Here is a 12537-nt window from a genome sequence, read left to right as displayed (position 1 = left end):
ACGACGTGAAAAAATGATCAAAACGATCTATCACGCCTGTAGGCGCTCGCTCCTACAGGCGGCGTTGACCATCAGGGATTGGCCGCCGGCATCGGGTCCAGTTGTCGACCCATTTCGCTTATCAGCCGGGCTATCGAGTCGGCATTGCGCAAAATGATGTTGATTCGAGGCTCTGCGTTATTTTCATCCAGGAAGTCATCCCGCGCTTCGTCGATTGTGTCGCGACCGGTTATTTCCAGGATCGCGTCGACTGCATCGTGGTCGATATCAGTAAAATCCAAATCGATCCACTCATTCAGATTATCGTTCCATCTGGAAAACAACTTCTCCCTGGGGGTGTCCAACGACAATGCATTTCGCTGAAGCTCGATCTGCTCCTGTTTCATTTCCTGGCCCTGCTCGGTCAGGGTCTCCACAAGATCACTGAACGGGCGCCTCGACTCCACGTACACGATATCCACCGATTTTTTGCTCTGATGCGATATTTCGTGCGTGATCGTGGAAGCCTGACTGTGGGTGATGACATCAAAAGGTTCAGTCAACGAGTATTCATACCAATCAAGACCAGGTGCAAAAAAATGCTCCGAGAAATGCACGCGCTTGAGTGGGTCGTTTGCGTCGGTGAAAGCGATCACATCGGAATTCACGTTTCTGTTTGAACCGACGACCAGACGATCGTCATTGAGCAGGTCGTTATCGGGATCCACCAGGTCGTTGCAGACGGGCACGATGGCTTCCTTGATCTTGTCCAGCAGGTTTGCATCGACGTTGCTGACATCAAAGAACTCTTTAAGGAATGTCTCCAGTCGTGTGCCCGGGGTGAGCCCCCTGAGTTGACTGAGGTTGTGCAGGGCGTTGAATGCGTAAAAGCGCGCCAGATCAATTGCGCTAACCAGCATGGCAGCCTTGGCCGGGAATTTGGCACGAATTTCCGTCATCCCTCGTGCTTCTATGTTCAAAACCTGCCGCGCTTGGTAGCTGGTGACAAATTCGTCATGCTTTTTCGACACTTTAGACAAGGCTTTTCCGTAGCCAATGCCGCGCGTGCCCGGATCGATGACCAGTTGTTTATCAGAGGTGGCCAGCAGAGCAGGGCCTTCTTGCTTGTCGTTGATCACCCGCCATACCTTGTCGGCTTTTTGTACGGGATAGACCTTGCCTGCAATGGGGGCATATTGATGTTTGCCGGTTGCATCCAGGTACGTCCCGTTGGCGCTGTCTTTTTTCAGATCCTTCAGTTGAACGGACGAGACTTCAAAATGCTGCAGCAGAGTGCGCAGAGGTGAAGTGGATTTCACCTGCGACCATGGCTGCGCGACTACAGTGGTATCGACCGGCGCGGTGTCGCAAGCCGATTGCTCAGGGATCGGCGAAGCCTCCAATTCCAGCCTGCCCAGCGAAATCATTTGCGCGGCTCCGGCGATAAAGCCCCGCACTGCACGTTTCCAATGATGGTCCTGCAACGCTTGAGCGGAGTCCTTGAAATCCTTGAAGCTTTGCCACAAAAACGGGATGCGCGAAAGTTTGCCCGGCAAGAGGCTTGAGACTTGTCTGGTGCCGGAGCTGAACAACTGTTTGACCACGTGCCAGTCCGACTGCTCGCTTGGTTTCGACTGGCTGCCGAGCATCTGCGCAAGCAGGCTGGCGTTGTCATTGAAAAACCGGATGAGCACGTTGCCCTCGATGGCGGTGGAACCGAGGGTGATTTCACTGGTTTCGCCGATGTTTGACTCGAACAGGCTGCGAAACGATACCTGCTGATTTTCCGGAAGACGCCGGATAATCAGATCCTGAAGCTCCCCAGGCGTGTTGATTGCCGCGACAAGTTCGGCCTCGGTGTCGAACTCAGCGAATACCGGCCCCGTGCGATAGGGCGCAAACAGGATATGTGATCCTTTTTGTCCGGTCCCGGGGCCAATCAGGTACAGGCCCAGGGCTTTGACGGCGGTGGCGCCGGCAGTCTTGATCAGTTCCAGCGGCCTGATGATGGCGTGGGCGCCTTTGACCGTGTGGCGGGCGGTGGCATCCGGCATATCGAGGACCTGGCGGATCAAGTCGAAACCGTTGGTGGACAGATGCCGTTGCAGTTTCAAGGCATGGGCGTGCTGCAACAGTTGCCACGGCAGTTGTTGGGTAAATCGCAACGTTCGTTCAGCGGCATCGGTGCCCGACAGTGCGTCCGTCAGTTTTTTGCCAAAATCTTGCCGGATATTCAGTGACAGTAACAACTGCCTGACGGCCGCCTGGTTCAGACCGGCCGGCAGGGCGTCAGCGGTTTTCGAGGCGACCCGAAACCCCGTGCCCTGGGCGATGTTGACGTGGTTCAAGGCAAAATCGGTCAGGCTTTGCGCAGGCCCCGCCAAGGCCAGTTGCGGGGAAATCTCGATCTTGTCGGGATCAAGGGTTTGTCCGGGGAAGCGGCTCGTCAGCAGCGATCGGAGTGTCTGACGAACATAGTCCGCCAGCGTTTGCACGCCGTGCAGGTAGTCCTTGTCGTCGGTCACGTTGTGGCTGTATTGCTGCAACAATTCGAGGTGCAACTGTTGTTCTTCGACGGACGCCATGCCCAGCCATCCCGGCAGGGAATGTTGGCGAGTGATGGCCTCGGCGATCGACGCGGCTCTTCGCAAGTTGATATCGATGGGGGTCTGCGTCAGCTTTTTGAGCGCCTTGTTTTGTAGTGTGTCGCTCACGTCCAATGAGCGTATGGATTCACACCGCCCCAGGAAGTGATCAATGGCGGATTGCGCCACATGCTGCAAAACGTTGCCTTCGATCAGTTGCAGCCTGTTGAGCGTGTAGCGACGGTGGAATTGATACTGGTCGGGGCTGAGGTTCTCCAGCAGTTCCAGGCGTTTTTCAGCATCGCGCAGGCGCAGGTCGAGTTGCTGCCGTGCGATGCCGACCGTGGCGAACACCTCCAGCCCGGCCGCCGGCGTCCACAGGATGGCTCGCCCGGAATGCTGGATATCGAGTCCGCCCCGTTCGGTCAACAGCACGCAATGGGCCAAAGGCAACACGTTCTTCTGGCCGGAACACTCCAGCACCAGGGAAAAAACGTCCGGGCGGAATCTATTGATCACACGGCGCGTTTTGCGGTCGGCCCGCTCCGGGTTGAAAACGTTATCAACCAGATGCCAATCGGCATTGCGCAGGGTGCCATCCAGTTCTCGCAGGGCGGCCTCTGCGCGTACGCCCACGGAAAGCGCATGGGCCAGCCGTGGTTTCATGTTTTCCAGATACGCTCGCTGTGCGGCCTTCGTGTTGATCGGTTGGCCGGCGAATTCACTGTTGATCGGCGATTCGATAGACGTGAGGGTCTTGACGTAAATCGCCGCGGTATCGGCCAGCACCATCGAAGATTGGAAATTGTCCAACCAGGCCGGTCGGGTGCTCCAGCGTTCATCGGCGTCCAGCGTCAGAAGTTGCTCGCCGACCATTGAGCGTATGTCCAACGCCTTGTCGAACAAGGCATGGATGTCCACCGCGTCGTCGCTTTGCCGCAGTACCTGCAGGGCATAGTCCATATTTTGCACTTGTTTGCTGATGATTGACTCAAACAGCGTCTTGAACACCGAGCCGGTTATCGCGGCACCGGAGATTTGCGGTTGATGGAAGCCGATGAAAAGGCGGCGCTCCTCAAGACTCATGAGACCGTAGAGTTCATCGTCGTGACCGGCCGAGATTGATTTTGTCACCAGGGTGTTCTTCAGGTACTGATAGTCCTTCAGGACCAGCAATCCCCGGCTAGGGGTGTAGAGGAAAGCATGGGCGCTGTCCTTGCTGATCATCAGCGACCCGGCGAGCTCTACGAAGTTCGGCTGGTATTCCCACAACCGCACGGTTTCGAGGGTCAGGGCGGAGGAAGACTCGAAAAGCGAGTGCAACGTTCGGCTTTGCTCAGGGGTGATGACCCCAGCCTCGCGCTTGAGCAGCAGTTCGGCCCGCGCTTTCTCAAGAATGGCCCGGGAAAAGAACTCGCGACGGGTTGCTCCATCGACACTCGCCTTGTCCCAGTAATTTTGCAGTTCTTTCGACAACTGACTGATCAAACTGCTTGAGGCGGTTTTTACCGCCGTTTCCCAGCGTTGCAGGTCCTGCTTCACCGGCGTTTTTTTGCTGTGAGAAAACTCCGGGTAGTGCCCGGTGGGCCATTGCTGATGACGGTAGTACAACAGCACCGACTCACCCAGGGACATGGATTTGATCCAGCGTCGTGTCGATGTGGTGCCCTCGATGTTCTCGGTGGCTGCTTCGGAGTAAAAGTTGACCTGCATCTCGCTTTGTTTCACACCCGGAAAGTCTGACTGCAGTAATTCATCAAGTACGGTGTCGAGCAGGGCTGTGAGCGATGGCAGCTTTTTGAGTTCATCGAGCATGGCTTGATCGTTGCCGCGCTGGTTGGTTTTGATCACGGCGCTCTGATCGCCGAATACGTTCCCGTCGATGGTCTCGAACTTCACGGTGAAATCAGTGGCTTCGGCCAGCGTCCTGCGTGCGGACAATGACATGAATGCAAGCAAGTCATCGTCTTCTTCCGCGCTATCCAATTGGTTTTTGATTTGTGTGGACAGCGCTGTGCGACTCTTGAATTTCTTTATGCCTGCATAAGGCGTGTAGAGAATCTCGCCTTTGTCATCGGGCGTGGCGCTCAGCACAAAACAGCCTGCCAGGGGGAGAGACAACTCGCCCGTACCGACCAGGATTCTTTCGGCGAGCATCGGCGATTTTTGTTGATTGCGTAACGCATGGCTGGCCAGTTTCACGTGGCTGAACCATTCGAAATCCTTTTGCGTCAACCCATGGGTTTTGCCCAGTTCAGTCCAACGCCCGGGGGAATTCAGGGCTTCAGGGAAAAACAGTGGAGTAACGGATGCAGACATTGTCGAGTCTCGTGCAAGGCACTACGCAGAGCGCCAATGGATGGAGCGTCGAGACTAGAAAACGGTACCAGGGCGCAGGCGGTAGATAGTTAACGCACGGGCAACCGGTGTTTGTGCAAACAGGCGCAAGCGAAGGGTTGACAGGTCGCTCGCCGCGCGTTGTTAATCGGCGGTCTACCTATGCTGTTGTTCCCTCCAATAATTAGTCTGGAGCTTCAGATGTCTGCACCACTCGATCATGTGTCTACTGATGTCTCGCAAAAACTGTCCCTCGCCGAGCTGACAGCATTGCTTGAGAAGATATTCCTGCGTCACGGCACTTCGGCCGACGTCGCTCGGGTGTTGGCCGAAAATTGTGCCGGCGCCGAGCGCGACGGTGCCCACAGTCACGGGGTGTTTCGCATGCCCGGGTATGTATCGACGTTGCAGAGCGGATGGGTGAATGGCAAGGCCGTTCCGCTGGTCGAGGATGTGGCTTCGGGGTTTGTGCGGGTCGATGCCGGCAACGGCTTTGCGCAACCGGCGCTCGCGGCGGCACGTGCCTTGCTGGTGGAAAAGGCCCGCAGTGCCGGCATCGCGGTGCTGGCCATCCGCAACTCGCACCATTTCGCTGCGCTGTGGCCGGACGTCGAACCGTTCGCCTATGAAGGACTGGTGGCGCTCAGTGTGGTCAATAGCATGACCTGTGTGGTGCCCCACGGCGCCGACCGCCCGTTGTTCGGCACCAACCCCATCGCCTTTGCCGCGCCTCGTGCCGACGGCGAGCCGATTGTGTTCGATCTGGCCACCAGCGCCATTGCCCATGGCGATGTGCAGATTGCCGCACGCAAGGGCGAGCGCTTGCCACCGGGCATGGGCGTGGACGGCCTCGGTCAGCCGACCCAGGATCCGAAAGCGATTCTCGAAGGCGGCGCGTTGCTGCCGTTCGGCGGGCACAAGGGCTCGGCGTTGTCGATGATGGTCGAGCTGTTGGCCGCAGCGTTGACCGGGGGCAATTTTTCTTTCGAGTTCGACTGGAAAAATCACCCCGGCGCCAAGACGCCGTGGACCGGTCAGTTGCTGATCGTCATCGACCCGAGCAAGGCCGCCGGGCAGAGCTTTGCCGAGCGCAGCCAGGAGCTGGTGCGGCAGATGCATGGCGTGGGATTGAAACGATTGCCGGGGGATCGACGCCATTATCAACGTGCCAAATCGCAGGACAATGGCATTGCGCTGGATGCGCAGACGCTGGCGAATCTGCGGGAACTGGCTGGTTTGAGTTAAACGCAATCAATGTGGGAGCGGGCTTGCTCGCGAAAGCGGTGTGTCAGGCACCATTGATGTCGACTGATACGCCGTCTTCGCGAGCAGGCTCGCTCCCACAGGGGGATTGCAATCCAATTCTGAATTTTGCGTGTGCTGTTTACCGGCGGGCCAGCAGCAACCCCACCACCAGACCGAAACCGGCGGAAACCGCCACGGTTTGCCAGGGATGACCGCCGATGTAGGTTTCGGTGGCTTCGACCGCGGGCAGTGTCCGGTTACGCACGCTGGTCACCGAGTCCCGGGCCTGCTGGAGTTTCAGGGCGATTTGCCCTCGCAGTGTCTCTGCTTCCTCACCCACCAGTGAGGCGCTGCTTTTGAGCAGTTTTTCCGACTCTTCGATCAGAGCCTGAAGCTCGCTGAAGGCTTGATCCTTGATTTGGTCTTCGGTGGCTTGGGCGGCGGTTTTGCGGGCCATTGAAGTACTCCTTGCAGGTGAGTGGACAGTGAACAATGGAGTGCGCTGCGATTGAAAAAGTTGCAGCGACTTTGCGCGCAGACTCGATCCGGATGCAAATCCTGCTCAGGACGATTCTTCCTACAGTGTAAGATGTCGCCTATTTACGCAGCAGGAAATTCCCATGAGCTTCAATCTGGCCGACAAATCCCTTGCCGAGCGCGCTGCGCTTGAAGATGAAAAATCCCGTCTGTTCGAACTCTGGCAAAACAACCTGGGCAAAGCCAAGGGCGAAGCCGCCCGGTTGTTTGGTGAGCGCGCCAAACGCAAAGGCAAATGGGCCGAGTGGGTCCGCGCCGAACTCGACGGTATGTCGCCACCGGAGTTCTCGAACATGGTGCGCAGCGAAGTCAATCGCCTGATGGCCGCCAACAAGTAACGCTTACGTAAAGCTCGCGACGATCGCCTCGCGCACCTTTAACACCACCGGGTCGAGCTGGGCGCTGGTGCGCCAGCCCAGTTCGATCGGGTAGCGAGGCAACGCAAGGGGGCAGGGCAGCAGTACCAGTCCGCTTAACGTCGCGATGCCTTGGGCCGCGTGGGTCGGAATGGTGGCCACCGCCTGACTGTCCTTGAGCAGGTACGGCAACGCCGCAAAATGGGTGGTCGAGGCACAGACGCGTCGACTCATGCCCAACGCCGCGAGTCCTTCGTCGGTGATGCCGATGAAACCTCCCGACGACACCAGGATGTGTTCGCGGGCAACGAACTCCTCAAGACTGATGTTTTGCTGGTCTGCGCCCAGGCTCTGCGGATCCACCAGACACGCGTAACCCCCTTCACCCAACACCTGGCGACTGAGCAGGCGTTCGGCAAACCCGCCAGCGGTGATCGCCAGGTCGATGCTGCGCTCCATCAGGGCCTGGGCAACGATCTGGCTGTGTGTCTGGCGGAAGATCAGGCGCAGCTTCGGCGCGCGGCGGGCGACTTCTTCGATCAATCGCCGGCCGTAGGCAACCTCGAAATCATCCGACATGCCCACGGTCACGGAGCGGCCGTCGTAATGGCTGGCGCCGGGGTCGACCATTGCCAGACTCTGGCGGCATTTGTTCAGGGCATCGCTGACCACCGGCTTGAGTTGATTGGCCTGGAGCGTTGGCGACAGGCCACGACCGGTGCGTACGAACAGTTGATCGCCATACACCTCGCGCAACCGACGCAGGGCCGCGCTGACGGCCGACTGCGTTACACCCAGGCGCAGTGCGGCACGGCTGGCGCTGGATTCCTCGTGCAACGCCTCGAAGACTTTGAGCAGGTTGAGATCGATGTTGGTGATATTCATTGGGTTCATATCATTAAGCAGTGAGTGGAGCACTGTTCATGATATGTGGAAGTCACTCGGATAGGGGAACCACCAGGGTAAGCCACGCGTTCCAGCCCTCCGGCCGATTCTTCGCGTCGAACTCGTAGTAGCCCTTGAGGTTGGTGTACCAGAGCGTTTTCCCCACCTTGAAGAAGTGTCCGGCCTGAGGGCCGATGGCACTGACTTTGGACTTGAAATCACCCAACACGGCACCGCTTCCGCTGTCGCCCGTGACCTGATGGAAAACGTAGCCGACGAGGCCCAGGTGGGTCTGGTCGGTAATGAAGTGCGAGGCACTCAAGTCCAGGTGTGCATCGATGCCGTTCTGATAGTCGGTGTCGGTGTTTTCCCAGTTGTAGGTCATGCCGGCTACGGCGGAGAACTCGTTCTTCTTGTCAAACCAGGTGTAGCCGCCCCCCGCATCCAGAGACGCATGACCCAGGCCGATGTTGACCAGCCTGTCCGGGTCGTAGGCACCGACCGGAATATTGCCCATGCTGTAGACCATGAAATTGTGAACGCCCTGGTTCCATTTCAGGGTGCCCAATAAATAGAGATCGCTGGCCCCCTTCAAACTGTCGTCCGTGCCGCCGGAAAAGGTACGGCCCCGTGGCCCCGTCAGCGTTACATCGACATTGGCTTCGGAGCGAGCGACCGCGGCGCCCAACGCAATGGCGGCCTGGGCGCCGAGCAAAGGTTCGGCAAAGGTATAGGTCGGGAAGGCGAACAACAGATCTGCTTTGGCATCAAGACCAAAGGTGGTTCGTCCACCGCGTGGAATGCCTTTGTTGGCGTCATCTTCGGCGCTGAGGTGATAGTAAATCAGCGGCAGGCTCCAGCCGGGTTCGGTAGGCGCCGCGGCCAGTGCGCCGAACTGGCCTGGCAACCAGAAACTGATGCCGCCGTCATCGGCCTGGGCAAGGACGGCTGGCAACAAGGTCGCCAGGCCCAGCAGGTGTCTTTTGGTTTTATTCATCCTGATCCTCGAATCCCGATACCGCTGTGTTTTGCCACAGCGAAGTAGAGAGTAGCCGGTGTTCGAAGAATCATTGACCAGGCGATCCGTTTTTCACGGAGTCGTCGATATTTATCTGGTTCATATCATTCAGCAATGAATGGGGCTTTATTCATGGCCCCGTGGCGCTTGAAAATGAGCAACACCAGACGCCAATGGAGCTTTCTCAATGCCCAAGTCAATTGTTGCCGCCCTGCAAATCGGAGCCTTGCCCGGCGGCAAGGCACAGACTCTGGAACAGATCCTGTCCTATGAACACGCGATTATCGAATCCGGCGCCACCCTGGTGGTGATGCCCGAGGCGCTGCTCGGTGGCTACCCCAAGGGCGAGGGTTTTGGTACGCAGTTGGGTTATCGGCTGCCGGAAGGACGCGAGGCCTTTGCCCGATATTTTGCCAATGCCATCGATGTCCCCGGCGCAGAAACCGAAGCGCTGGCCGGCCTGGCTGCGCGCACGGGTGCGAATCTGGTCATCGGCGTCATCGAGCGGGCGGGTAGCACGTTGTATTGCACCGCGTTGTATTTCGACCCGCAGGCGGGGCTGGCAGGCAAGCATCGCAAGCTGATGCCGACCGGCACGGAGCGGCTGATCTGGGGCAAGGGCGATGGCTCGACCCTGCCGGTGATCGACAGTCAGGTCGGGCGGATCGGCGCGGTGGTGTGCTGGGAAAACATGATGCCGCTGCTACGCACCGCGATGTATGCCAAAGGGGTGGAAGTCTGGTGCGCGCCGACGGTGGACGAGCGGGAGATGTGGCAGATCAGCATGCGCCATATCGCCCATGAAGGCCGCTGCTTCGTGGTCAGCGCCTGTCAGGTTCAGGACTCGCCGCAGGCCTTGGGTATTGAAGTGGCGAACTGGCCGGCGGATCGACCGTTAATTGCCGGCGGCAGCGTGATCGTAGGTCCCACGGGCGACATCCTGGCCGGGCCATTGCGTGGCGAGGCCGGTTTGATCACGGCGCCAATCGACACCGATGACTTGATCCGCGCCCGGTACGATTACGACGTGGTCGGACATTACGCGCGCCCGGATGTGTTTGAGTTGACGGTGGATGAGCGGGCTAAACCGGGTGTCCGTTTCACCTCGTAACCCTTGTGGGAGCGAGCCTGCTCGCGAAGGCGGCGCAACATTCGACATTAATGTTGAGTGTGCCGACCTCTTCGCGAGCAGGCTCGCTCCCACAGTGGATGGGTGTGAACGGCCCTTTGCTCCTGCAAGCGTTCGCTAGCGCCGCTGTAGCCACTCTTGCCGGGTGATTTCCCAGATCTCTTTGGCAAATCGCCCGCCGACAAAATCGCCCTCATCGGTGCCGATCAAACGCATACCGGTGCGCTCCGAGAGTTTGCGCGAACCCATGTTCGGCACCGCTTTCGGTACCCGCAGGACGTCTTGTCCCAGGGTTTCGAACCAGTAGGCAGTGACTGCTTCACTGGCTTCGGTCATCAAGCCCTGACCCTGCCACTTTGGAGCAAGCCAGAAACCTCGGTTGTTGTCCTGTTCGTTCATCAGGCTGATGTTGCCGATCAACTGCCCGGGTGCCGATTTCAAGCGAATCGTCCAGTGCCATTCCTCGCCACGGGCAATTGCCGGCAGGGCATTGTCGCGCAGGTAGGTGAGCGCACCGTCGGCGGGATAGGGCCACGGCACAAGGGCGTTGAGGTAACGCACCACTTCCCAGTGCGGGAACTGTTGCTGGATGGCCTCGGCATCGGCCAGCTCCAGCGGGCGCAGGATCAAGCGTTCGGTGTAAAGGGCAGGTGTGGCGTCCATGTTCTTCGCAGCTCCCTGGTTCAGATGTAGCGGCTATCGGCTTGCTACTGTCCACCAATCACATCGTGCCGAACAAGCCCCCCGCATAACCTCTGTGGGAGCGAGCCTGCTCGCGAAGACCGTGTAACAGTCGACATCAATGTCGGATGTGTCCACCTCTTCGCGAGCAGGCTCGCTCCCACATTGGATGTGTGAACGATTCTTTGCTCCTGCAGGACTCGAGCATTTATCTAACTGTTCAACCTTGCGACAACCGCAGCTGTAGCGGATTCACCCTTGGCCGGGACATCCGGGTTTTCCATGACCTGCAGGATCGAGGCTTCCGGATCAAAGTCATCTTCTTCCAGCTCGATGAATTCCTCGGGCAGGAAGATATTCAACAGGATCGCGCACAGCGCGCCGACAGTGATTGGCGATTCGAAGATGTTGTGCAATGCCTTGGGCAGCTCGCGCAAGACTTCCGGCACGGCCGCCACACCCAGGCCCATGCCGATGGAAATCGCCACGATCAGCATGTTGCGTCGATGCAGGCCCGCTTCGGCCAGGATCTTGATGCCGGCCACGGCCACGGTGCCGAACATCACCAGTTCGGCGCCACCGAGTACCGGCTTGGGCATCAGTTGCAGCACCGCGCCGATCATCGGGAACAGCCCCAGTACCACCAGCAGCCCGGCAATGAAAAACGCCACGTAACGGCTGGCTACGCCAGTCAACTGGATCACGCCGTTGTTCTGGGCGAAAGTCACCATCGGCATGCTGTTGAACACGGCGGCCATGGCCGAGTTGAGACCGTCGGCCAACAGCCCGGACTTGATCCGGCGGATGTAGAGCGGGCCTTTGACCGGCTGCCGGGAGATCATCGAGTTGGCGGTCAGGTCGCCGGCCGCTTCCAGTGGCGACACCAGGAAAATCACCGCCACCGGCACGAACGCCACCCAATCGAAGGAGAAACCGTACTTGAACGGCACCGGTACGCTCATCAGCGGTACGGCGGGCAGGCTGGCGAAATCGACGTGGCCCAGCAGCCAGGCGACGACATAGCCGAGGGTCAGGCCGATGACAATCGCGCCCAGACGCAGGAAGGGTACGTCCACCCGATTCAACACCACGATGGTCCCGAGCACCAGCGCCGCCAAGCCCAGGTGGCTGGCCGCGCCGAGGTCGGTGGCGCCGAAACCGCCGGCAATATCGGTCATGGCGACCTTGATCAGCGACAATCCCATCAGCGTGATGATTGTGCCGGTCACCACCGGGGTGATCAGCATGCGCAACTTACCGATGAACTGGCTCAATACCACTTCGATGAACGCGGCGAAGAAGCACACGCCGAAGATCGTCGAGAGGATTTCATCGGTGCCGCCACCCCGGGCCTTGACCATGAAACCGGCACTGAGGATCACGCTGATGAACGAGAAACTGGTGCCTTGCAGGCACAGCAGGCCGGAACCGATCGGACCGAAGCGTCGCGCCTGCACGAAAGTGCCCAGGCCCGAGACGAACAGCGCCATGCTGATCAGGTAGGGAATCTCGCTTTGCAGGCCCAGGGCGCTGCCCATGATCAGCGTCGGCGTGATGATGCCGACGAAACTGGCAAGCACATGTTGCAGGGCGGCGAACACGGTGGCGGTCAGATGCGGGCGGTCGTCGAGGCCATAGATCAGGTCATTGTGGCGTGGGGCAGGGAGTTTTTCAGAGGCGTTCATGGTCCAGGGGTGGGCCGGGTCAGAAAATGGAGGCGCAGGATGCCAGAAAGAGTCTGAAACAGAAACTCGGGTTTACCACCAACCCTGTGGCGAGGGAGCT

At 58.8% G+C, this 12537-nt stretch carries 10 protein-coding genes; 4 read left to right on the top strand and 6 right to left on the bottom strand.

The window, feature by feature from the left end; translation table 11 throughout:
* Positions 1-71 precede the first annotated feature (71 nt).
* Positions 72-3791: a dermonecrotic toxin domain-containing protein gene (locus ACW9HW_RS04835; protein ID WP_457398730.1), complete on the bottom strand. Its 3720-nt coding sequence runs from the start codon at positions 3789-3791 to the stop codon at positions 72-74.
* 591 nt (positions 3792-4382) lie between these two features.
* On the opposite strand from ACW9HW_RS04835, the gene ACW9HW_RS04830 reads away from it, so the two are divergent.
* On the top strand, positions 4383-4508 hold the full coding sequence (locus tag ACW9HW_RS04830; RefSeq protein WP_457398728.1) for a hypothetical protein: 126 nt from the start codon (positions 4383-4385) through the stop codon (positions 4506-4508).
* Between the two features lie 594 nt (positions 4509-5102).
* Positions 5103-6146, top strand: coding sequence for an Ldh family oxidoreductase (locus tag ACW9HW_RS04825; protein WP_095194139.1), 1044 nt, complete (start codon positions 5103-5105; stop codon positions 6144-6146).
* 139 nt (positions 6147-6285) lie between these two features.
* Here the strand turns inward: ACW9HW_RS04825 and ACW9HW_RS04820 are convergent, their stop codons facing one another.
* A complete protein-coding gene (locus ACW9HW_RS04820; protein WP_457398726.1) occupies positions 6286-6603 on the bottom strand; it encodes a DUF883 family protein in 318 nt (105 codons plus the stop codon).
* Between the two features lie 163 nt (positions 6604-6766).
* Between ACW9HW_RS04820 and ACW9HW_RS04815 the strand changes: the two genes are divergently transcribed.
* Complete coding sequence (locus ACW9HW_RS04815) at positions 6767-7021, top strand: hypothetical protein (RefSeq protein WP_077044866.1); 255 nt, start codon at positions 6767-6769, stop codon at positions 7019-7021.
* A 3-nt stretch (positions 7022-7024) separates the two neighbouring features.
* On the opposite strand, the gene ACW9HW_RS04810 is transcribed toward ACW9HW_RS04815, so the two are convergent.
* Positions 7025-7933: a LysR family transcriptional regulator gene (locus ACW9HW_RS04810; protein ID WP_457398724.1), complete on the bottom strand. Its 909-nt coding sequence runs from the start codon at positions 7931-7933 to the stop codon at positions 7025-7027.
* A 43-nt stretch (positions 7934-7976) separates the two neighbouring features.
* Positions 7977-8921 carry a SphA family protein gene (locus tag ACW9HW_RS04805; RefSeq protein WP_457398722.1) on the bottom strand — a complete coding sequence of 315 codons (945 nt, stop codon included), beginning with the start codon at positions 8919-8921 and terminating at the stop codon, positions 7977-7979.
* A gap of 208 nt (positions 8922-9129) precedes the next feature.
* Here ACW9HW_RS04805 and ACW9HW_RS04800 point away from each other — a divergent pair, with 208 nt between their 5' ends.
* Positions 9130-10053 carry a carbon-nitrogen hydrolase family protein gene (locus tag ACW9HW_RS04800; protein ID WP_457398721.1) on the top strand — a complete coding sequence of 308 codons (924 nt, stop codon included), beginning with the start codon at positions 9130-9132 and terminating at the stop codon, positions 10051-10053.
* Between the two features lie 135 nt (positions 10054-10188).
* Here ACW9HW_RS04800 and ACW9HW_RS04795 read toward each other — a convergent pair whose 3' ends face one another.
* Both ACW9HW_RS04795 and ACW9HW_RS04790 read right to left on the bottom strand, forming a co-directional pair.
* Positions 10189-10734, bottom strand: a complete 546-nt coding sequence (locus tag ACW9HW_RS04795; RefSeq protein ID WP_457398718.1) for a GNAT family N-acetyltransferase — start codon at positions 10732-10734, stop codon at positions 10189-10191.
* Positions 10735-10964: 230 nt separating this feature from the next.
* Positions 10965-12437, bottom strand: a complete 1473-nt coding sequence (locus ACW9HW_RS04790) for a nucleobase:cation symporter-2 family protein (protein ID WP_457398715.1) — start codon at positions 12435-12437, stop codon at positions 10965-10967.
* Between the last annotated feature and the right edge of the window lie 100 nt (positions 12438-12537).

It is taken from the genome of Pseudomonas sp. SDO5532_S415, assembly GCF_054071155.1.
This window is presented reverse-complemented; position numbering and strand designations above follow the sequence as displayed.

Bases quoted from the DNA above. Each gene is read 5' to 3' on its own strand.
- ACW9HW_RS04835 (WP_457398730.1), bottom strand. From the start codon at position 3,791: ATGATCAGCAAGGACAGCGCCCATGCTTTCCTCTACACCCCTAGCCGG.
- ACW9HW_RS04825 (WP_095194139.1), top strand. From the start codon at position 5,103: ATGTCTGCACCACTCGATCATGTGTCTACTGATGTCTCGCAAAAACTG.
- ACW9HW_RS04820 (WP_457398726.1), bottom strand. From the start codon at position 6,603: ATGGCCCGCAAAACCGCCGCCCAAGCCACCGAAGACCAAATCAAGGAT.
- ACW9HW_RS04815 (WP_077044866.1), top strand. From the start codon at position 6,767: ATGAGCTTCAATCTGGCCGACAAATCCCTTGCCGAGCGCGCTGCGCTT.
- ACW9HW_RS04810 (WP_457398724.1), bottom strand. From the start codon at position 7,933: ATGAACCCAATGAATATCACCAACATCGATCTCAACCTGCTCAAAGTC.
- ACW9HW_RS04805 (WP_457398722.1), bottom strand. From the start codon at position 8,921: ATGAATAAAACCAAAAGACACCTGCTGGGCCTGGCGACCTTGTTGCCA.
- ACW9HW_RS04800 (WP_457398721.1), top strand. From the start codon at position 9,130: ATGCCCAAGTCAATTGTTGCCGCCCTGCAAATCGGAGCCTTGCCCGGC.
- ACW9HW_RS04795 (WP_457398718.1), bottom strand. From the start codon at position 10,734: ATGGACGCCACACCTGCCCTTTACACCGAACGCTTGATCCTGCGCCCG.
- ACW9HW_RS04790 (WP_457398715.1), bottom strand. From the start codon at position 12,437: ATGAACGCCTCTGAAAAACTCCCTGCCCCACGCCACAATGACCTGATC.